Annotated in this window: 17 protein-coding genes and 1 pseudogene; 5 read left to right on the top strand and 13 right to left on the bottom strand. The window is 26.7% G+C overall.

The annotated features are described in order from the left end of the window. Positions 1-10 precede the first annotated feature (10 nt). Positions 11-1,171, bottom strand: a complete 1,161-nt coding sequence (kpsS, locus tag CORN_RS01620; protein WP_066007241.1) for a capsule polysaccharide modification protein KpsS — start codon at positions 1,169-1,171, stop codon at positions 11-13. Continuing rightward, positions 1,168-3,195, bottom strand: coding sequence for a capsular polysaccharide biosynthesis protein (locus tag CORN_RS01615; RefSeq protein ID WP_066007243.1), 2,028 nt, complete (start codon positions 3,193-3,195; stop codon positions 1,168-1,170). Before CORN_RS01615 ends, kpsS begins: the two co-directional genes overlap by 4 nt. A gap of 420 nt (positions 3,196-3,615) precedes the next feature. On the opposite strand from CORN_RS01615, the gene CORN_RS01610 reads away from it, so the two are divergent. The 5 genes from CORN_RS01610 to CORN_RS01590 are packed head-to-tail and all read left to right on the top strand — an operon-like array spanning position 3,616 to position 5,889. Next, the gene (locus tag CORN_RS01610; protein ID WP_066007245.1) at positions 3,616-4,221 is read left to right on the top strand and encodes a DUF2589 domain-containing protein; all 606 of its coding nucleotides are present in this window, start codon (positions 3,616-3,618) and stop codon (positions 4,219-4,221) included. A 53-nt stretch (positions 4,222-4,274) separates the two neighbouring features. Continuing rightward, the gene (locus CORN_RS01605; RefSeq protein ID WP_245162277.1) at positions 4,275-4,832 is read left to right on the top strand and encodes a DUF2589 domain-containing protein; all 558 of its coding nucleotides are present in this window, start codon (positions 4,275-4,277) and stop codon (positions 4,830-4,832) included. A gap of 43 nt (positions 4,833-4,875) precedes the next feature. Continuing rightward, a complete protein-coding gene (locus tag CORN_RS01600) occupies positions 4,876-5,145 on the top strand; it encodes a hypothetical protein (protein ID WP_066007254.1) in 270 nt (89 codons plus the stop codon). Next, a complete protein-coding gene (locus CORN_RS01595; RefSeq protein WP_066007256.1) occupies positions 5,142-5,516 on the top strand; it encodes a hypothetical protein in 375 nt (124 codons plus the stop codon). Before CORN_RS01600 ends, CORN_RS01595 begins: the two co-directional genes overlap by 4 nt. Positions 5,517-5,532: 16 nt before the next feature. Beyond that, positions 5,533-5,889: a hypothetical protein gene (locus CORN_RS01590; protein WP_066007258.1), complete on the top strand. Its 357-nt coding sequence runs from the start codon at positions 5,533-5,535 to the stop codon at positions 5,887-5,889. Positions 5,890-6,435: 546 nt separating this feature from the next. Here the strand turns inward: CORN_RS01590 and CORN_RS08430 are convergent. The 11 genes and pseudogenes from CORN_RS08430 to CORN_RS01530 form a co-directional block, all read right to left on the bottom strand. Further along, positions 6,436-7,917, bottom strand: coding sequence for a hypothetical protein (locus CORN_RS08430; protein ID WP_245162278.1), 1,482 nt, complete (start codon positions 7,915-7,917; stop codon positions 6,436-6,438). 64 nt (positions 7,918-7,981) lie between these two features. Next, entirely contained in the window at positions 7,982-8,653 is a 672-nt protein-coding gene (gene hddC, locus CORN_RS01575) for a D-glycero-D-manno-heptose 1-phosphate guanosyltransferase (RefSeq protein WP_066007260.1), read from the bottom strand. Next, on the bottom strand, positions 8,641-9,246 hold the full coding sequence (gmhA2, locus tag CORN_RS01570) for a D-sedoheptulose 7-phosphate isomerase (protein ID WP_066007262.1): 606 nt from the start codon (positions 9,244-9,246) through the stop codon (positions 8,641-8,643). Before gmhA2 ends, hddC begins: the two co-directional genes overlap by 13 nt. After that, positions 9,234-10,250, bottom strand: a complete 1,017-nt coding sequence (gene hddA / locus CORN_RS01565; RefSeq protein ID WP_066007263.1) for a D-glycero-D-manno-heptose 7-phosphate kinase — start codon at positions 10,248-10,250, stop codon at positions 9,234-9,236. The genes gmhA2 and hddA overlap by 13 nt, the downstream gene beginning before the upstream one ends. Before the next feature lie 6 nt (positions 10,251-10,256). Then, complete coding sequence (locus CORN_RS01560) at positions 10,257-11,285, bottom strand: GDP-mannose 4,6-dehydratase (protein WP_066007265.1); 1,029 nt, start codon at positions 11,283-11,285, stop codon at positions 10,257-10,259. A 47-nt stretch (positions 11,286-11,332) separates the two neighbouring features. Further along, positions 11,333-12,341, bottom strand: a pseudogene (locus CORN_RS01555) (GDP-L-fucose synthase family protein). Positions 12,342-12,392: 51 nt separating this feature from the next. After that, positions 12,393-13,460 carry an NAD-dependent epimerase/dehydratase family protein gene (locus tag CORN_RS01550; protein ID WP_066007267.1) on the bottom strand — a complete coding sequence of 356 codons (1,068 nt, stop codon included), beginning with the start codon at positions 13,458-13,460 and terminating at the stop codon, positions 12,393-12,395. Next, positions 13,457-14,005 (bottom strand): dTDP-4-dehydrorhamnose 3,5-epimerase family protein, encoded by a 549-nt coding sequence (locus tag CORN_RS01545; RefSeq protein ID WP_066007269.1) that lies wholly within the window; start codon positions 14,003-14,005, stop codon positions 13,457-13,459. The genes CORN_RS01550 and CORN_RS01545 overlap by 4 nt, the downstream gene beginning before the upstream one ends. A 46-nt stretch (positions 14,006-14,051) precedes the next feature. Further along, entirely contained in the window at positions 14,052-15,902 is a 1,851-nt protein-coding gene (locus CORN_RS01540; RefSeq protein WP_066007271.1) for a discoidin domain-containing protein, read from the bottom strand. Positions 15,903-15,989: 87 nt separating this feature from the next. Next, positions 15,990-17,870 carry a discoidin domain-containing protein gene (locus tag CORN_RS01535; protein ID WP_066007274.1) on the bottom strand — a complete coding sequence of 627 codons (1,881 nt, stop codon included), beginning with the start codon at positions 17,868-17,870 and terminating at the stop codon, positions 15,990-15,992. 13 nt (positions 17,871-17,883) lie between these two features. Then, a complete protein-coding gene (locus tag CORN_RS01530) occupies positions 17,884-21,243 on the bottom strand; it encodes a CDP-glycerol glycerophosphotransferase family protein (RefSeq protein ID WP_066007276.1) in 3,360 nt (1,119 codons plus the stop codon). Positions 21,244-21,258: the final 15 nt, after the last annotated feature.

Below are 21,258 nucleotides of genomic sequence, written 5' to 3'. Positions count from 1 at the left end.
AACTAGTATTTTAAAAAAAATTTCCATTGATTTGGGTTTTATATATCACATAGTTTCTAAATTTAGCATGCAAAACAACATCAGGTTTATATGCTCTGCATTCTTTCCAAAAAGTATGCAAGCTTTTTTGATAAGTTAAACCTTCTATATCATAAAACGCTTTTCCCATAACTTTTAAAGGACTATTATGATATAAAGCAGAAAGTCCTACTGTGCTATTTATCACTATAGTACCCCTTGTATTGATTAAAAGTGTAGGTAAATGCAAATCATGTACATATAAAATTCTACCCTCAACATTATATTTTAAACTCAAATCTTCTATAAGCTTTGTATAATCTTTATAACCACGATCCATAGGATGGTGCTTAAAAACCAAGTAAGACTTTGCCTTAGCGTGATTGGCAAAAGAAATAATCACCTCCTCTATAAATTTCTCCGTAGTTTTTTTATAATGATGAGAAAGCTGAGTATCATTATGTACTTGCAAAACAGCTAAAAAATACTTTTGTTTCAAAGAAAGAATTTTTTCATTTAAACTTTTTTCTGTAACTTTGTATTTGTTTTTTCTATATACCGAGCAAAACCAAGGTAAAAAGTCAAATAATTTTAAACTTCTGTGGTGTAAAGAATTATTAAAATACCAAGAAAATAAAAAAGCAAAAAGCCAATACAAAAATGAGGCAAAAGCCATATTTCTAAAGGTACTTGAGAAGGTTTTAAATTTAAAATCTTTATCAAATTTTTTCTGACTCAGATAAAATTCTTTTTCTCTTGGTAGAGTCGAGTTTGCATTAACCCCATCTTTTTCAAAAGTAATGAAATTTGGTCTTATATATCCTTCTTCAAAAATCCATACTTCAATACCCATTTGCTTAGCTACATTAATGGCTATTTCGTGTACTTTTCTGCAGTCATTATACATCAAGATAACTTGGATTTGTTTTTCTTCAAAAAGCTTTTTATAAAAGTTTTCAAGCTTAGCTAAACTTTTAGTATAATTAATGCTTTTAAAAGGATAAAAGAAAAAATCTCCGCCATTAAAATTTACTTTATAAACCTTTGCTTTTGGGATTTTCGTAGCGATTTTACAAAAAAAACCTCCCACGGGTCCTTGGAGCAATAAAACATTTTTACCAGAAAATTTTTTTAATTTTTTACTTAAATTCATCTATCTAAAATAAATTCTATTAATCTTCTTATTTTTCTTAATATATAAATTCTTATATCCATAAACCAACGCAAATAAAATTTAGAAAAATAATCTTTTTGCATTTTTAGCATTATATCCAATGCAAACTCAACTTCACATAAATTTTTACTTTTTGGATGAATATATCTTGGATAAAGAATCAAAACACCCGCAACTAATTCTTCTAAACTAAGTACTCTTGTTCGCCTTGGAATTTCATGCAAATCATGAGTTAGACCCCAACCTGCATAAAAAGGCTTACCATAAACTACTACTTTTTTACTACGCAAAAGCGCATCAAAACCACTAGTAGAAGTGATGGTATGCACTTCATCACATGCATTTATAGCACTATCTATGCTAATGTTTTCAATAATTTCATCACAATATTTTAAAATAATACTTTTGTCTTTTAAACCCTTACGGTTACCACTTAAGACATCAGGGTGAGGTTTAAAAACTATAAAGGCATTTTCATTTGCCTCTCTTACGCTTTGTAAAAGTTTTAAAGTATCAAAACCGGATCCACCTAAGATCATAGATACATCATCTTCTACTTGAGCAGGAATGAGAATAATTTTTTTATTTGTATTAAAAACAAGATTTTTATGTTTTAGACCATTGTATTTTGAAAATTTATTTTGCGTGATGGTAACGATGAGCTTTTTAGCTCTTTGTTTTAAACTATCATCAAATTCATAATTTTGCAAAATATCTTCTAAATCACTTGGATTGTTTGGATCTACATATAAACCTTTACTATCTACTATCAAAGAAAAAGGGCGTGTAAGATCTGAACCTAAAAATACCGAGCGTAAAAAGCCATCTTCTACTAAGAAAATTTCATTACTAAAATCTTTAGCTAGCAAAACTTTGTCGTATTTTTTACCCCAAATAAAAATTTTATCTTTAGAATTTAACTTAACTTTATAAAGTTCATCAAGCGAGTTTAAAAAAATGATTTTATTGTTTTTGGCTTTAAAAAATGGTTTTATAAACTCTCTTTTCCATTTAGAAAAACCTAAAAAATACAAGCTACCTGAATTAACTTGTTCTATCTTTTTATACTTTGTTAAAGTATAAATAGTATCAAAAATATCACTTTTTTGATTTAAGCGAGGATTAAAATACTCACTATATAAAATATAAGCAGCACAAAAAACTTCTTCTAAAGTTCTTTTTTTGCATCTTCTTTTACACGCTTGTTTATCTAGTGTTAGACCCCAACCTGCATAAAATGGTACACCATAACACACACACTCTCGTCCTAACATCAAAGCTTCAAAACCCATACCGGAAGTCTTGGTATAAACTTTTTTAAAATGACTTAGCAGTTCTATAGGATTGTAATTTTCTTTTAAAATCACACACCTACTTGGCAAATCTTGTGCATTAAAATCACTTTGTTTTTTACTACTTAGCACATCAGGGTGAATTTTAATGTATATTTTAGCATTTGGATTTTCTTTGATAGCATCATTTATAATTTCTTGAGTTGAAAATTTATCAGCTAAACCAAATTTTAACGAAGCATCATTTGCCACTTGAGTAATAATTAAGACACGTTCTTCGTTAGTACTAAAAAGCTCTTTTGGTATATGGAGATTATTATTATACTTACTAAGCTTTTCCTTTTTTATAAGCTCTATAGCTTTTTTTGCTTGTTCTAACTCTTCAAAACTAAATTCGTGAGTATTTAAAATATTTTCAAGTTTAGATGGAGCAGTTGCATCATAATAAACACCAACATTATCTTTAATTATAGAAAAACTTGGGCTATTTTCTATGCCTAGATTTAAAGAACGCAAAAAGCCATCTTCTAAAAGCAAAAATTTTGCACTATATTTTTTAGCTAGTTTTATAGCTTCTAAACCTGACTTTTTTCTACCCCAACCTACAAAAGTATCTTCTTTATTTATATTTTTATAGCTCCTATATAGAAATACTTTATAAAAATTCTCAATATTTTTTTTTAATTTTTTTGATGTAGTGTAAAATTTCATAATATCTCTTTAATTATCAAAAAATAAATTATAATTTAAAAGCTTTTATTTTAAAAATTTTTATATTCTTATTTTTAATGCTTAATATTATTTTCCAACAAAAATCCATTTGTATATTTTAACATAATAAAATTACCAACTACTATATAATTTTATTAACAAAAGCTATCTTTTAAATTTAAATATTTAAAAAACTATTTTATCCGCAATTTAACTCAAAATTAATTTTAAATCTTTTTATGAGTAATTCTAAAAGTTACTTAAATTGTTATATTTTTTATTTAAAAAAAATATATTTAAGATAAAAAATGGAAAAAGTATTGACAATAACATAGTGATTATTCAAATGTTTAAACATTTGAATAATCACTAATTAGTGATTATTGTATGATTTTATTCAATAATATTAGGAGGTAAAATATGAATAACGATACAAGTAAATCTTTAAGTGATATTATTATATCAATTGCAAAATCTGTCGCACAAGCACAAAGCGATGTAGAAGAATCTCAGCTTTCTCACCTTTTTACATTTTTCGAAAGAAAATTTAAAAAAAATAAAAAAGGAGAAACTACAAATGAATTATTACCAGGAATTTTCCCAAAAAGACTCAAAATAGGAATTCCTGATTCTAATTCAAAATTTTTTAAAACAAAATACTATAGTGTTCCCTATATTAATATTTTACCCATAACACCTATACACATAGAAAGTATTAAAGCAGAATTTGACATAAGTCTAATAGGACTTGAAAACAAAATTAAAAACAAAACAAGCAATAACGAAGAAATGAAATATTTTAAAGATTTACCTTCTTTAAAAATTGATGTCATAGGGGCAGCTTTTGGTAGAGAAAAAGGACTATCTGCTCATATTTGTCTAACTATGAGTAAGCATGAATTACCAGAAGGTACTTCAAGAATGATAAATGAACTTATTAATAATGCTCAAGGATATCAAGAAGATTTAATTTTACAAAAGGAGGAAAAGCAAGATAATGAAAATAATAAAACACTAAATTTATAAAATAAGGAAAGTAAATGTCACTAGAAATATCTAATCAATTTTCAGGATTACCAATGGCTTCTTTAATCGGAGGTCCTTTGCAGGCAGCTTGCGATGCACAATTGCAACTTGCAAATGCTACAGCAAATTTTATCAAAACAGTAGGGATGAAAGAAGATGGAGAAACAGTTAGAACAGCGGATTTTGTTTATGAGCAAATAAAAGATGATGGAAGTTCTCAAAAAATGAGCATTCAAGCTCCATTGCTTGCTATTGTAAAAATTCCAAATTTAACCATTGATACTTTAGATATTACCTTCGATATGGAAGTTAAGTCTACAGAAGAATCAAAAGAATCAAGCGACAAAAATGGAACCTTGGATGCTAGTGCATCGCTTGGATTTGGATGTTTCAAAGCTAAGGTTTCTGTAAAAGGGTCTATTAGCTCACATAAAGAAAATACTAGAAAGACAGATACCTCTGCAAAATACCATGTTGAACTAAACGCTAGAAACGACGGAATGAGTGAAGGTTTATCAAGAGTACTGGATATTATTCAAAATTCAATACAACCAAAAGTAGGAGGTGTTGCTAAACAAGTAGAAAATACACAAACTGCTAATGACAACTAGTAGTATATAAAAATCATTTACTAAATATTTAAGGAGTAGCGTAATGGCTCAAATTTTAGATCTAAGTTCAATAGGTTTTATTAAAAGAATCACTATGGGACAAAAAGATACAAAGTCTATATACACAGAAGAACAAGCACAGCAAGATATAAAATTTCTCAACAAATGTTTAAATGATTTTCCAAAAGGACGTATTGTAGCTTGTGAAAAAAATTTTAATGTTTTAAACATTGGAGAGCATCAAGTGGTTCAGCAATGGATTGTGTATCATATAGGATTTAAAACAAAGCCTTTATGGATGGAAAACAAATGAAAAAATCTATCTCCTTGCAATATTTTGCTTTTCTTTTACAAAATGAGAAAATGTTTTGCGAAAAAGAACTTCAAAAATTCTATAAAAGAAACCATAAAAAGTTAGCTTTTTTAGCAAAGCAATATTTCAACATTAAGTTAAAACAAGCATTGAAAATGTTTTTTTATCCGAAATATACATTAGATATAGAACTTAGTTTTAATATATACAAAGAAAAGCAAAATAGATATTTGACCAAAAGACCAAATTTTTTTAGGCGTTTATTTAAACATTTTAGCACACACAAAATCACTATAAGCAATCAAAAATTACTTATAGATAACAAACCTATAAATGATGATTTGGCTGAAAAAATTTGGCTTATATTTTAAATAGAAAGGAAAAAAAATGGCAAAAAATAACAAAATAGAAGATAATTGGGTAATTATAAGAAAAATTTCGGAAGTAAAAAACACAGAAAAAGATGATTTTAACCAAATAGGTATGCAAATTAGTGTTTATGTTGCACCGACTGAACAACTTGCACTGCAATATTTAACTAAACAACTAAAAGGTGGTAGTATTACCTATGGAATTACTTCGTATTGTAATTTCAAACAAAAAACAAATTCCAATCTCATTCAAGATGAAAAAAATGGAAATAAAGGACACTATATAATTGACACAATCAAACTTAGTGTTTTAAACAATATATTCAGTAATCACAAAATATATAACGTAAAAAATAGTAATGAAAAACCATAAAAAACTATAAGGGTTTACTAAAATGAATTTAAAATAAAAGATTAAATAAGTTAAGATCAAAATCTTAATTTGATATTTGTTGTCTTTATTTAAAAACACATTAAACCATGTTTATGGTTTTTAACCCGATATGCCTATAAAACAAATTTATAGTGCAAAAGGTTTTCTTATTAGTATTTTAAAAATACTAATAAGAAAAAGAAAAGCTAAAAAAATGTATATTTAAAAACTATTGCATACTACTAAGTATTAAAGGAGCTTTAAATCTATGCTTTTTTAGAAGCAATAAAATTAAAATCAATTTTACAATCAAGATGTCAAAATAATAACTTAAAAGCAGAAAAACAAACAAGAAATTTCAAGAAAATATTTATCTGTATTAAGAATACTTGTAAAATAATTTTTTATTTTTCGAATTAAAATATACTTTTCTAAAATATAAAAAGCTCATTTTATAGCTCTATCAAAAAATGTTTTTACTTTGAAATTTTTGCTTTGCTAAATAATTTTTTTTAATTTTATATTTTCTATACTTACTTGGCTTTCTTATTTTCTCTCAATCACTCTTTTCAACTTCCTAATCTCAAATAGCAATTTTATATACCCCCCCCCATACCAAGTTTTATTAGCTTGTATAAGAGCTTTTCCTAGTTTATAAGTAAAACATTCTTTTTCTTTTAAGGCTTCTTTGTAATCAGGGTAAGATTCTAAAGATGGTAATTTTAAAGAAGGATCTTTTTTTATTTTTTCTTGATAGATTTTTTGTTCTTGTTTGTGTTTATCATATATATATGATAATACAAAAGGCATTCTTATATAACCTAAGAAAGATTTTGAATTTACTATCATAGCTTGACCTAGTTTATAAGAGAGTTGGTTTTGAATTCTTGTTTTAGCTGAGTTTGTTTTTATTTCTAGTTTTTTTATAGACAAAGAATTTAAAGTTTTTTTTAAAAAAATATTATCTTGTTCTAGTAAAGAAACTGTAGAATATAATGTATTGATTCGGTTTTGCAAAGGAGCTAATTTTCTTGGATCCACTATTCCGCAATATTCATCAATAATTTCTTTATACCATTTTATTGGAGGTATCAAATGATTAAAATTATATTTTTCTTTTAATTCATTTTCAAAAAAAATATCAGGTATTTTTTCTACTTTTGGTTTATTATTTAAATCAGCTAGAAATAAAGCTATAAAATTCGTTTTATGGGTAAAAACTATTTTTGTATCTTTTGTAATTTTAAATTTTCTATCATAAAAATCTAAAAACTGCATCCAAGGATGCTTTGGAAATACCTTAATCGTGTCAACATCATTGACAATACTAATTTGTCTATTATTGTTTCTTTCAGAATTCCAAGTATGTATACCAATTGGAGTATAGTGTATGTATTTTTCTAATTTGAAAACACTTTCTAAAGGAAAAATTTTCTCACAATACAATGAGTTTTTTTTAATTTCATTTTTAATCTCATCATTGAAGGTAAAAATACGGAAATTAGGATTGCTATTATGTATACTACTTGATAATGGTAAATGAAAAAAATCTATATTTTTTATAATATTTTTTCCCAACTCTCTCATAATAAAATTAAAATCATGAGCTCCATCTCTAATTTTTTGAAATGCTTGCAATTTATTTTCGATATAATAATCATGCATATCAATAAAATTATAACCATAATACAAACATAATTTTCTATGGTGGTAATTTATTTGTTTAACACATTCCTGATTTAAATTTTGGAAGTTTGGAGCTATAAAAACAAAAATTTTTTTTCTAAAAAAAAACAATTCTTCATAAACCCAATTAATTACCTGAATACTAATTGGCAGCAATTGAAGAGAATTATATTGTATCACATCAACAGTATTTGAACCAAAAATAATTAAATCTGCCTCCATAAAAATACTTCTATTTCTTATAATTTCATAGAGACTTTGAATAGCAGGAGAGGCACCTAAAGATAAATTAAAAACATTGGTAATTTCTGATTCCAATCCGCTTTGAAAGCCATTTTTCATAATGAAATGACTTTCTCCTATTAATACAATATTATATTTTTTATTTCTCAAAAAATCCATCCAATCAAAAAACAATGTAATTTTGAAATAAATAATAATCTTGTGGTATCCCGATATCAATAAAATAATCATCAAAAATTTGAGTTTGTATTTTTAGTGTCTTATGATTTTCTTGCAAAAATTCTTCAAAAGAAAATTTTTTCTCCAAGTCAAATTCATCAAAAATATCTTTTTTTATCAAATATATACCACCATTAATTAAACCTTGCTTTTTAAATACCTTTTCTTCAAAAGATGTTATAAAACCTTGATTATCAATATTTACAGTGCCATATCTATCAAAATTTTGCATTTGTTTTAGTGCAATACAAATTTTACTATCATTTAAAGCAAGCTTTTTTAGATCAATATCGAATATAGTATCACCATTTAAAACATAAGCTTGATTTTGTATAAATTTCAAAGCATCTTTTATAGCTCCACCTGTACCCAAAAGTTCTTTTTCAATATTATAGCATATTTTTATACCTTTAAATTTATCTTTAAAGTACTCTTGAATAAGTTCGTATTTATACGAAACACTTAAAACAACTTCTCTAATACCTTGTTTTTTCAAATACTCCAAAACAAAAGCTAAAAATGGCTTCCCATTAATAGGTGCCATAGGTTTTGGAAGATCTTGTACCACACTTTTTAATCTTGTACCAAGACCCCCAGCTAAAACTATAGCTTGCAATCAAACCCCTTGCCAAAAAGTTCTTCTTCCACTATAGCACAGATTATATGACCTATTAAAATATGTGCTTCTTGAATTCTTGGTGTGCAAGATGAAGGTACTTTGATACAATAATCACAAAGCTCACTCATAGTCCCACCACTAGCTCCAGTTAAACCTATACTTAAAATTCCTTTTTCCTTACAAACCTCTAAAGCTTTTAAGATATTTTTACTATTTCCACTTGTAGAAATTCCTATAAATACATCTCCTTTATTACCTTGAGCTTGCACTTGTCTTGCAAATAAATTTTCATAACCATAGTCATTGCCAATAGCCGTTAAAATACTTGTATCAGTGCTTAAAGCAATACTTGCAATACCAGGTCTATCAAAGTAAAATCTACTTACAAATTCTCCTGCTATGTGTTGTGCATCAGCTGCACTTCCACCATTACCAGCCAACAAAGTTTTGTTGCCATTTTTATAAGCATTGATTACTCTTAAAGACACTTCTTTGATTAAATTAATCATATTATCATCATTTAATATTTTATCTTTAATATTAATTGAGTCACTAAAATGAGATTTTATATATAAATTTAAATTTTCCATGATTTTGCCCCTTCCTTAGTGAAGTAAAATTCTTGCACATATCCTTGCTGTTCGTTTAAAATTTGCTTAAGTTTATATTTTTTCACGGGATCTACTATAAAAAACATAAACCCTCCAGCACCAGCTCCACTTGTCTTACCACTATAAGCGCCATTTTCCATAGCTAAGTGATAAATTCTTTCAAGCTCATCATTGCTTACTATATCAGAAATAATTTTTTTTGATTTCCAAGATTTACCTAAAATTTGAGCTATTTTTTCAAAATCAGCTCTAAATAATGCTTCTTTCATATCCAATGCATCTTGTTTTATAGCATGCATAGCATTAAGAGAATTTTCATCTCCCAATCTTCCTTTTTTATGCTCTTCTATGTCTTTTGCATCTCTAGTAATATTTGTAAAATAAAGCAAAATTCTAGCTTCAAGCTCGCTTGCTATCCAATTTTTTATACGCAAAGGATTAACTATAACTCTTTTTTGATCATAAAATTCCATAAAGTTAAACCCGCCAAAAGTTGCAGCATATTGATCTTGTGCTCCACCTACGATAGCCATATCTTCTCGCTCTATTTCATAGGCAAGTTTTGCTATATCATATTCTCCAAGTGGTAAATTAAGCCATTCTACAAAAGCTTTTATAATACCTACAACTAAAGTAGAACTTCCACCCAAACCACTTCCACTAGGAACATCAGAATAAGTATGCAAAGAAAAACTTAAAGGCTTTTTTACATAATCTTTTATTAAACGATTATAAATTGCTTTATAAAGATCTAATTTACCATCATTTTCTAAAAATTCTTGACTTTGATACTCTACTTTTACATTAGTATCTGATGAATCAAAGATGATTTTTTGATCATTTCTTTCTATCAAAGTACAATGCACATATAAAGATATGGTTACATTTAAAACATAACCTGTATATTGATCACAATATAAATTAATATCAGTGCCTCCACCAGCTAAACCTAAACGCAGTGGGGTTTGAGAACGAATTATCATGGCTTACTACCTATTAAGTGGGATTCTACCCATAGAAATTTCTTTTCTCCAATGATTTAGCAAATCCTCAAACATTTTTCTAGCCGGAATTTCTGGTTTCCAATTAATATAGCTTTTAATTTTTGTATTATCAAACATTTGATAATCTGCATCAATAGGACGCAATCTTTGCTCATCTTGTTCTACTTTAATATCTTTTCTTATAGAAAAACCTAAAAGTATATCTATAACCTCAGGGAGTTTAAAAGCTTCTTCACCTGCTATATTAAAAGCTTCACCGCAAGGAATTTTTCCTTTTTCGCTTTCTAACGAAAGTAGATAATAAGCCCTTATAGCATCACGACAATCTTGAAAAGTCCTTACACTTGAGAGGTTTCCTACTTTGATAACAGGTTCTTGATAACCCGCTTCAATCAAAGCTATTTGCTTTGCAACTGTGCTTTCAAAAAATACATCAGATCGTCTTGGACCACTATGAGTCCCCATTCTAGTCACATAAGTTTTTATACCATAAGCCTCGCCATAAAACCTTCCTAAATAATCAGTGCCAATTTTACTTATACTATAAGGACTTGCACCGTGAAAAGTTGTATCTTCGTTTAATTTAATACCTACTTTTGCCCTACCATAAACTTCACTAGAGGAGCACACATGCACCACAGGATCATAACCATCTTTAACTTTTAATAATCTAATATTTTCTAAAATATTTGCCGTACCTATAATATTAGTTTGCAAAGTTTCTATAGGTATATCAAAAGAAGTTTTTGGGTAAGACTGTGCCGCCAAATGAAATATCACATCAGGTCTTTTGCTCTCAAAAAGTTTTTGGATACTTGAGTAATCATTTAGATCAGCATAAAAAATACCAATTCTATCTTTTTTATTAATCCTATCGCTTAGATGATAAATGTTATCCATAGGTTCTTGCCAACGCATCATACCTATAACATCATAATCTGTATTTTTTAGTAAAAAATCTGCCATTTGCGAGCCAACTTGACCTGTAAAACCTGTAATTAACGCTGTCTTCATAAAAAAACCTTTTTTACAAGTATTATACAATAAAATTTTTATTTATGCTATTTTATATACCAATCATACATCATCTTTATTCCATCTTCAAGTTCTATTTTATGTTTCCAACCCAAAGAATGAATTTTGGAACAATCGGTTAATTTTTCTTTAAATCCATCGGGCATATTTGTATTAAAAACAAGTTGCCCTTTAAAACCAATAATTTTTTTAATAAGATAAGCTAGATCTTTAATAGATATATTTTTATTTACACCTATATTAATGTGAGTATTTTTTATTTCTTTATTATATTATAAAAACACAAGCTTGAGCTAAATCACTACTATGTAAAAATTCTCTAGTTTGCAATCCACTACCCCAAATTTCAATTTCATTTTCATTGATGCCAAATTTTTTAAGATATCTCTTAGCTTCGTTCATATCATCTACATGTAAATCTTTTAAAATAAGATCATATTTTTTTTCATTTAATAATTTAGCTAAATGGAATTTTCTAATCAAAGCAGGTAAAACATGAGATTTTTCTAAGTCAAATTTATCATTATTTCCATATAAATTAATAGGAGTTACCCCTATAAAATTTGTATTATATTGTAAATTATAAGATTCGCACATTATTAAACCAGCTATTTTAGCTACAGCATACGGCATGTTTGTAAATTCCAATTCCCCATTTAGCATTTGCAATTCTTTAGTAGGCAATGAAGCGTTTTTAGGGTAAACCACGGTAGATGCAATGAAAATTAATTTTTTTACACCATTTAAATATGCACCATGTATAACATTATTTTGTATCATTAAATTTTGATAAATAAAATCAGCTCTATAAGTATTATTAGCCAATATCCCTCCCACCTTAGCAGCACACAAAAAGACGTATTCTGGTTTTTCTTTTTCAAAAAAATATTGCACGTCTTGTTGATTTATAAGATCTAATTCTTTATGAGATTTTAATATAAGATTATTATAACCTTGGGATTTAAGTTCTTTTACAATAGCTGAACCAGTCAAACCATTATGTCCAGCTATATAAATTTTGGAATTTTTTGTCATGCTACCTCCTTATAAATATTATTATAAGAAGGATAAATGCAAATTATATTTCTATATCCCCCCCTGTGAGTTTTTCATATCCTTGTCATGATCATTTAAATACCGATCATACATCATCTTTATTCCCTCTTCAAGTTCTATTTTATGTTTCCAACCCAAAGAATGAATTTTAGAACAATCAAGTAATCTATTCATCGAGCTATCTGGCTTACTTGTATCAAATTTTATTTTACCTTGGTATTGTGTAATTTGTTTTATCAAATGAGCCAATTCTGCAATAGATAAATCACTACCTGTACCCACATTAATATGTGTGTTTTTTGTATTATTTTTAGATAAATCAGAAAAATCAATATTATTCATTATATATATACAAACATCTGCCAAATCATCTGAATGTATAAATTCTCTCCTAGTCTTACCTGCCCCCCAAAGTTCTATATGTTCTTCGTAAATTCCATTTGCATTAAGATGTTTTATCGCATCATCTTTATTTTGCAAGTTAAGATCTAATAAAATCTCATCATATCTCTTTCCATTGAGAAGTTTTGCCAAATGAAATTTTCTAAGCATTGCTGGTAACACCCTAGCTGTTTTTAAATTATAATCAGCTGTTTTTCCATATAAATTAGTCAATGCAACAGAAATAAAATTAGTATTGTATTGTAAATTAAAAAATTCACACATTCTAACTCCAGCAATTTTTGCTAAAGCGTATGGTTCTGCATTATACTCTAATTCACTAGTGAGTAAACTTTCTTCTTTTATTGGATTATCTGCATGTTGCGGATACATCCAAGAACTACCAAAAAAAATTAATTTTTTTACATTTGAAAGATAAGAATTATAAAAAATATTATTTTGAATTGTCAAATTTTCGTATAAAATATCAGCCGGAGTCTTTACACCTAAAGCACTCATTTTTGCTGCTGCAAAAAAAACATATTCCGGTTGTTTGTTATTAAAAAATTTTTTAACAGCATTAAAATCAAGTAAATTCAACTCTTCTCTTGTTGCATATACTAAATTATTATAGCCTAGTTTTTGCAATTTTTCCATTATGGCACCTCCAGCAGATCCTCGGTGCCCTACTATATAAATTTTAGAATTTTTTTTCATAGACCATCCTTACTTGTGGCTAAAATATCTCTTTCTGAAAGAATTGGCGAATTAGTCGGCCAATCAATCCCTATTCTCTTATCGTTCCAGGCATAGGTGAATTGTTCATTCGCATCAACATATTCTCCTTTATATGCACATTTGTAATAATACACCGCACTTTCACTACTTACATAATGTGCATTTCCAAAGCCCGCTGGAACTAAAATAATTTGCTGATTGTCTTGATTTATTATAAATTTTTCGTGTTTTAAATATGTTGGTGAGTCTTTCCTGCAATCAACCACAACTTGATGTATTTCTCCATAAACGCAAGTTGCTAATTTATATGTTTTATGGTCTCCGTGTATACCTCTTATGACATTATGCTTAGAGTGGATAAATTTATCATGCATAAATTGAAGATTTTCTAGCAAAAGCTTATCTATAGCCTCACTTGTAAAAGCTGTCCATATCTCCCCTCTTAAATCTCTAAATTTATTAGGAGTTATTATATATACTCCTTTTAAAATTTTTGATTCTTGTATATCAAATTCTATAGCCATTACTTACCTCAAACATTATTATTTTAAAATTATAATAATATTATAGCTAACTTTTTTTAATATCAATTTTTAGCACTTCAAACATTTTAAGACCATTTGGTATTGATAACGAATATTTACAATATTCAAAAGCTTCATAATTTTTATTTTCGTGCTGACATATTTTTGCCGCAATATAACTAATATAAGGATATCTTAAATTTGCATTTTTAATATAAGTCTGAAATTCGTTCTTATATACTCTAGAATAATGAATAAACAATGTTTTAAAAAATCTATCTTCGTCTTTAAGTATAGTTTCTTTTAAATATTCTTCAGCTTTATCATATTGCTGCATCAAAAAAAGCATTTTTACAATTAAAATCACATATGATTCATTCTCGGGATCATACTCATAAGCCTTTTGTATATATTTAATGCTATCTTTTTCTTTGTATTTTAAATCTCTTGAAAGTAAAAATAATCTCAAATAAGAAAAAGACTTATATTTATTATTTGTTTCAAATTCTTGAGATCGTCTTAGAATAATATTAAACTGATCTTTTCTTGAATATAAATCATGAAATGAAATGGCATTATTTGTACCAGAAATAATCATAGAACAGTAGGAAAAAGCTGATTTTTGCTTCGAAATACCTGGAGTATAAATCAGCTGAGCCTTTGACATAAAATTCATTTCGTAAAATGATCTCTCAAAATCATTTAACTTATATTTTTCCAAAAAATCATCAATAGTTGTAATATTTTTCTGGTTAGTAATTTTCGAAATATACTGTACAAAACTAGTATTCATCGATATATCTTGACCAAAAACAATAATTTTATTACCTTTTTTTATCTCATATAAAGCAAGCTCTACGGCAATCTCATATGGGAAAAATTTATCACCAACAAAACCATATAAAGCAAATCTTTTATAATGTTCCGAATAAACAATGTCAGCTCCTCTAATATGCAAAGCAACAAATTTTCCATACTCCTGTGCATCATTTGTAGATTGCCTTCTGATATATTCAAATTTTTCACTGAATAAAATACTATCATAATTTTTTTTTAACTCTACAATACAATCATTTAAACTGATATTTTCAATCCACTCATTCAATAACCCTCCTTCTATTCCAGGAGCATACCATCCCCATTTATTTTCATAAGGACCATAGGAAATTTCTTCAAAAGTTCTTTTTTTTGAATGTATAAAAAAACCATGATTTTTTTCAACTAAAGAATTTGATATATAGTAATGCGATATAAATTCTGAACTAAATACCTCATCAACACTCCCAAAACTAATTCCTAAACATTTTTCTGTTTTATTGGCAAAATCTGCTGGGGTATACCAACTAAATAAAAATTTCAATCCTGTCTTCTTTGCTAAAAACATTCCAGCTAAAATACTATATAACTTCATACCAAAACCATCTGGTTTTGCAGAAATTATATAACCTGGAATTTTTCTAGTAAACACTTGCACCTTAGAAAGATGAAAATAATTTCTCTCATTTAAAAATAATCTAACATATCTAGCTGAATACACTTGTGATAATACAGCGTTAAAAACAAAGTAATTATCTTCCCAATAACATAACTCTGAAGAAACTCTTATCCAATCTCTTTCATTATGAGAAATTTCTACGCATAAACTCTTTGCTCTTTCTCTATATCTTTCATCTTTTATATTATAAACTCTAATATGTTCAATTGGATAATTTTGTCCCAAATCAATAATACACCATGGATTATCTTCTTTTGCAGTGTGAAAAGCGTGATCTCCCACCGGAAAATCTTCTTTTAACAAATTAATATTTGCATTTTGTATAGAGTATTTACCTATGGAACTCTGAATAGAAAATTTATTTTTTGCAACATCCTCTACATCTTCATTTTTCCATATCATTTTAATTCCTTTTTTACTGTGATAATAGTGCTTCTAATTTTCTTATAATATAATCATTGTATTTATTTGCATTAAAATCGCATATATTTATTTTATTTTCCATACTAAATATTTTTTTATCATTCTTAAAAATCCCTCCTCTTTGATACTATTTTCTCCTATATATTTATAATATTTCGATGCTTCGCTATTTCGATTTTCATATTCACATATTCTTGCAGCAACATAACTAATATATGGATATTTTGGATTAGCATTACATAAGTATGTCTGTAAAATATTTTTGTAAAAATCTCTTTTCCAATCAACTGCAGTGGTCTGCGGACCAACTAAAGCCTCAAAAAAATTATCAATATAGCCTTTGTTAAAGTATTGACCTAATCTAATATTGGCTAATTTTAGGTTATTATCTAAAAACAATAAATCTACAATAGCAATCATATAAGCACCATTTGTCATATCTTCCTTTAAAGCATCTTCAGCATGTTTCAAAGAAATATTTATAGGCATTGCTAATTTTTTTGAAAGATGACATAATCTATAATATGAATACGCTCTATGTAAATTATTTAATTTTAAACAATCTTTATTATTTTCTATAACACTGTATAGTTGATAATCATCATAAATATCATAAAAAGAAGTTATCATTTTTTTACCAGAAATCATTTCAGCACATTGTGGAAAAATAGAATTTCCTGTAGAATAAATTTTTGAAGCCTTTGACATAAAATTCATTTCAAAAAAAACTTGTTCAATATCACTATAATCATGGTTGATAAAGTCATTTATGGTTAAAATTTCTCTGTTGCTTTTTTTATTTATAAATTTCTTTAACTCTTCATTGGCATTAAGATCTTGACCAAAAATAATTATATTACTATCTTCTTTTAATTCTTTTAAAATAATATCAATAGCAACTTCATATGGAAAATGTCTATTATTCATCCAAATTTCTGGAGCAACTTTAAGTTTTCCTAGTATAATTTCACCACCTCTAATATGAATAGCAATAAAATTTTTATTATATTTATTAAATTTATTTTCAACATCTATAATTATATTTTGAAAATTTTGCGAGAACTCAATATTGCCATAAATTTTTTTTAATTCTTGCAAACATTCTTCTTTATCACAGTCTATAATTCTATCAGGTAAGAAAGGTAAAACATGATTAACGTACCAACCCCATTTTCTTCTCATAGGAAATTCACTTAATCTACCAAATGTTTTTTTTTGAATATCCGAATAAAAATTTGGCTCTATTTTGCTATACTCGATCAAATACTTTTTAATAAAGTTATCAGAAAAAATTTTATCAGCTGATTCCATAGTTATACTAATATAGTTTAACCTCTCATTTCTTTCATTTTCTTTTACCCCTAAGCACTCATCATTTAGATTAGGATTCCAAGTAAATTTAAATTTCATATTACTCTTATTTGCTGTATACAAACCACAAATAATTGCACCTAATCTAGCACCAAAACCATCTGGTTTTGCAGAAATTATATAACCTGGAATTTTTCTAGTAAACACTTGCACCTTAGAAAGATGAAAATAATTTCTCTCATTTAAAAATAATCTAACATATCTAGCTGAATACACTTGTGATAATACAGCGTTAAAAACAAAGTAATTATCTTCCCAATAACATAACTCTGAAGAAACTCTTATCCAATCTCTTTCATTATGAGAAATTTCTACGCATAAACTCTTTGCTCTTTCTCTATATCTTTCATCTTTTATATTATAAACTCTAATATGTTCAATTGGATAATTTTGTCCCAAATCAATAATACACCATGGATTATCTTCTTTTGCAGTGTGAAAAGCGTGATCTCCCACCGGAAAATCTTCTTTTAACAAATTAATATTTGCATTTTGTATAGAGTATTTACCTATGGAACTCTGAATAGAAAATTTATTTTTTGCAACATCCTCTACATCTTCATTTTTCCATATCATTTTAATTCCTTTTTTACTGTGATAATAGTGCTTCTAATTTTCTTATAATATAATCATTGTATTTATTTGCATTAAAATCGCATATATTTATTTTATTTTCCATAAATTCTTTCATACCATATATTAGACCTTCTACACTATTTTTTACAATCAAACCACCTCTATTATCCAACACACTAATATTTCCTGGAATATCTGTAGCAACTATAGCCTTATTTAAAACGAGTGCCTCTAATAATGTCATAGGCTGCCCCTCGTGATTTGAACTCATTACAAAGCAATCTGATTTTTTTAAATATGGAAAAGGGTTAGGGATTCTACCAAGTAAAAAAATAGATTTTTGAAGTTTTAATTTAAAAATTAAATTATTTAGATCATTTTTTAAAACTCCATCACCTAAAATCAACAATATTGTTTTGGGATTTTCTTTATGTATAACACTAAAAGCTCTTATAAGTTTTGCATGATCTTTTTCTATAGATAATCTTGCTATGTTTATAAAAACTTTATAGTCTTTTTTAAAATATTTATTCTCAATTTTTTTATCTAGCTTTTCATTTGATTTTTGTACTATCTCACTACAATTAATAGTATTTTCCAAAAAATCAAATTTAGTTTCATCAATATTATATTTACTAGCTAGATTTTTTTTATTTTCTTCATTTGTCTGTTTTGACACGGAAAGAATTTTATCATAATAATCATAACATCTAAAATTCTGTTCAAGCTGTGGATATTTTCTATCAAATTCTCCTTGCATATTATTGTGCAAAAAAACTATCTTTTGTTTTATATTATTTATAGCAAATAAAAAATGCCAATATCTTGTGTATCCATCAAAATTAATCAAAGAATCTATCTTAGCATCACCATACATTCGTCTAAATTCTCTTCTAAATATTTTCTCAAAAAATGTTTTAGCTAATTGATTTTGCCAATTATTGTGCTCTAAAAAGTAAGTATATATAAAATATTCTTCAAAGGTATAATTCATATTTCCAACAGAAGATAATGTTAAAAATTTATTTTTGATCTCATTGAAAAATTCAATTCTCTCTAAATGTCCCTCAACAGAAGATGCATCAATAGACACATGAATATTATACCCATTTTGATTAAAAGTATTTACAAAATTCTTAAAAGAAGTTGTAATACCATTAGGCATTAATGCACCAGGATAAAATAAAAGATTTTTTTTAGTATTAGTATAATCAATATTTAAGTTATTTTTTATAATATCTTTAAAAAAGAAATCTGCTGTCATTTTTGTTGCTTGGCCTTTTTCCTTGATAAAATAATAATCTTTTATTTGGTTATAAAAACATGAAATTTTAGAATAATTTATATTTTTTAAGGAATTAATTACATCATCAATAGTTATACAATATTCTTGAGAGATCTCACTTATATCAAAATACAGCCCTCTATTATTTTTATAGTTTTCATAATCATATATAAAAAATATTATAGGGCGATTTAAACTCATAAAATCAAACATCACAGAAGAGTAATCAGTGATTAACACATCAGTAATTCCCAATAATTCGTTGGTGTCAATATACACTGGTGGGATGATGATATTTTTATGCAATATATTTTCATTCTTAACGCTATAATGTCCTCTGTATATCAAACAATATTCGTCAAAATTATCTTTAATTTTATTATATAATTCATTTATTTTTTTATTTGGTACATCTTCTGAATCATAAAAACTTCCTCTAAAAGTAGGAGCATATAAAATAACTTTTTTTTCCAACGGAATTCCCAAAGTACTTTTTAACTCTTCTTTTTCACTTTTGGTTTGATTTAAACTAATATCAACTCTTGGGTACCCACTTAAATACTTTTTAGAAGAGTTAAGAAATTCAATTTCATGTTGTTTTATCATAATATCCATTGTATACTTGCTAGGAGCTATTAAATGAGTAGCATGTAAAAAATTTCTTTGGACATTTTTATATTCCATAAAACTGCCTTTAATATCCTTTCCTAATACCTTCCAAGGGATACCATGCCAAGTATTTAAATACATCTGATCTGTTTTTCTGATAAAATATTCTGGGAAAGTACTATTGTTAATCAAATATTTTACACTAGTAATATATTTCAAATACAATTCACTATCTTTTTTAACAATAATAACGTTTTTTAATTTTTTAAATTTTGATTTTACATTATTAATATTATTTACAACCCATACATGAGTATAATCTTTAAATTCATCTTTCTCTAAAAGATATAAAAATATAGCATAAGGATTACATGACATTGATTTTCCATGGAAGCTTTCATACAAAATTGCATTATCAATAATTTCCAAATTTTCATAGCATTCAGTATAAAACACTCTTCTTCTTAAATTCTTATCTTTTAAAATATTTTCCGATAATCCACATAGCTTATTTTGAATAATTTGAGATTCATTTAAAAATTTTGCTGATTCATCATATCTATTCAAAATATTTAAACACTTGCATAAATGAAAATACCAATGAGACTTATGTGTATTGCTTCTTCTAAGAGCTTCTTTGTAAAATTTAACCGCTTCTTCAATTTTTTTTTGTCTTTCAAGTACAAGAGCCAATCTGTAATGAGTATAAGGTCTTTGATAATTTACATCCAATGTTTTCTTGTAATAAACTTCAGCATAATCCCAATCACACAACTTCTCAAAACTAAAAGCTATTTTATAAAGCAAATCATCGTTTTCTGAAGATTGTATTTGTTTATAATACTCCAAATATGCTTTATTTGCCTCTTTCCAAAGTCCGTGTTGCTCATGAAAAATTCCAATACCAAATTTTAACGCATCAAGTTTTTCATCATATTTAATAGCATTATTATAGTATTTTTGTACCAACTCAACATTTGACTCACTACTATGCCCTTTGTTTTCATAACAATAACCTAATTTATAATATAACACTGAATCTTTTTTATCATTAAGTTTAATCACTTGCTCGTAATAATTTGCTGCTTCATAATATCTTTTCATATTCTCAAGAGCTATTGCAAGTTCTCTACATATAAAAAAATTTTTTTCTTTATTTTGGATTTGCTTTTTTAAATCCTCAACTTCTTTCCACCACAATTTTTGTGGTCTAAAAAACATACCATTTAGATGATTTTCTGTCTGTCTTAATTGAATTTTCCATGATTTTTTAGATGGATTTACAGCTAAAGCTTTAAAAATAAACTCATTTGCTTCTTTCCATTGCTTCAACTTAAAATAACTCATACCAAGCTTGAAATTACATTTTGAATGATTCTCTTGTCTTTCTAATGCTTTTAAAAAATAACTTTGAGCTTTTTTATAATCTTTCTTTTTATGATAATACCATATACCAAAAAAATAATAAATCCAAAACATGGAACATATCCTTAT

This window comes from Campylobacter ornithocola (genome assembly GCF_013201605.1).
GTDB lineage: Bacteria > Campylobacterota > Campylobacteria > Campylobacterales > Campylobacteraceae > Campylobacter_D > Campylobacter_D ornithocola.
Note: the sequence above shows the minus strand (reverse complement) of the source record. Positions and strands in the feature narration are given on the sequence as shown.

Excerpts from the sequence above, each read along its gene's own strand:
- CORN_RS01600 (WP_066007254.1), top strand. The coding sequence starts at position 4,876 with ATGGCTCAAATTTTAGATCTAAGTTCAATAGGTTTTATTAAAAGAATC.
- gmhA2 (WP_066007262.1), bottom strand. The coding sequence starts at position 9,246 with ATGGAAAATTTAAATTTATATATAAAATCTCATTTTAGTGACTCAATT.
- CORN_RS01615 (WP_066007243.1), bottom strand. The coding sequence starts at position 3,195 with ATGAAATTTTACACTACATCAAAAAAATTAAAAAAAAATATTGAGAAT.
- CORN_RS01530 (WP_066007276.1), bottom strand. The coding sequence starts at position 21,243 with ATGTTTTGGATTTATTATTTTTTTGGTATATGGTATTATCATAAAAAG.
- CORN_RS08430 (WP_245162278.1), bottom strand. The coding sequence starts at position 7,917 with ATGAAAAATGGCTTTCAAAGCGGATTGGAATCAGAAATTACCAATGTT.
- CORN_RS01535 (WP_066007274.1), bottom strand. The coding sequence starts at position 17,870 with ATGATATGGAAAAATGAAGATGTAGAGGATGTTGCAAAAAATAAATTT.
- CORN_RS01605 (WP_245162277.1), top strand. The coding sequence starts at position 4,275 with ATGGCTTCTTTAATCGGAGGTCCTTTGCAGGCAGCTTGCGATGCACAA.
- CORN_RS01610 (WP_066007245.1), top strand. The coding sequence starts at position 3,616 with ATGAATAACGATACAAGTAAATCTTTAAGTGATATTATTATATCAATT.
- CORN_RS01550 (WP_066007267.1), bottom strand. The coding sequence starts at position 13,460 with ATGAAAAAAAATTCTAAAATTTATATAGTAGGGCACCGAGGATCTGCT.
- CORN_RS01590 (WP_066007258.1), top strand. The coding sequence starts at position 5,533 with ATGGCAAAAAATAACAAAATAGAAGATAATTGGGTAATTATAAGAAAA.
- kpsS (WP_066007241.1), bottom strand. The coding sequence starts at position 1,171 with ATGAATTTAAGTAAAAAATTAAAAAAATTTTCTGGTAAAAATGTTTTA.
- CORN_RS01595 (WP_066007256.1), top strand. The coding sequence starts at position 5,142 with ATGAAAAAATCTATCTCCTTGCAATATTTTGCTTTTCTTTTACAAAAT.
- CORN_RS01560 (WP_066007265.1), bottom strand. The coding sequence starts at position 11,285 with ATGAAGACAGCGTTAATTACAGGTTTTACAGGTCAAGTTGGCTCGCAA.
- hddA (WP_066007263.1), bottom strand. The coding sequence starts at position 10,250 with ATGATAATTCGTTCTCAAACCCCACTGCGTTTAGGTTTAGCTGGTGGA.
- CORN_RS01540 (WP_066007271.1), bottom strand. The coding sequence starts at position 15,902 with ATGATATGGAAAAATGAAGATGTAGAGGATGTTGCAAAAAATAAATTT.
- CORN_RS01545 (WP_066007269.1), bottom strand. The coding sequence starts at position 14,005 with ATGGCTATAGAATTTGATATACAAGAATCAAAAATTTTAAAAGGAGTA.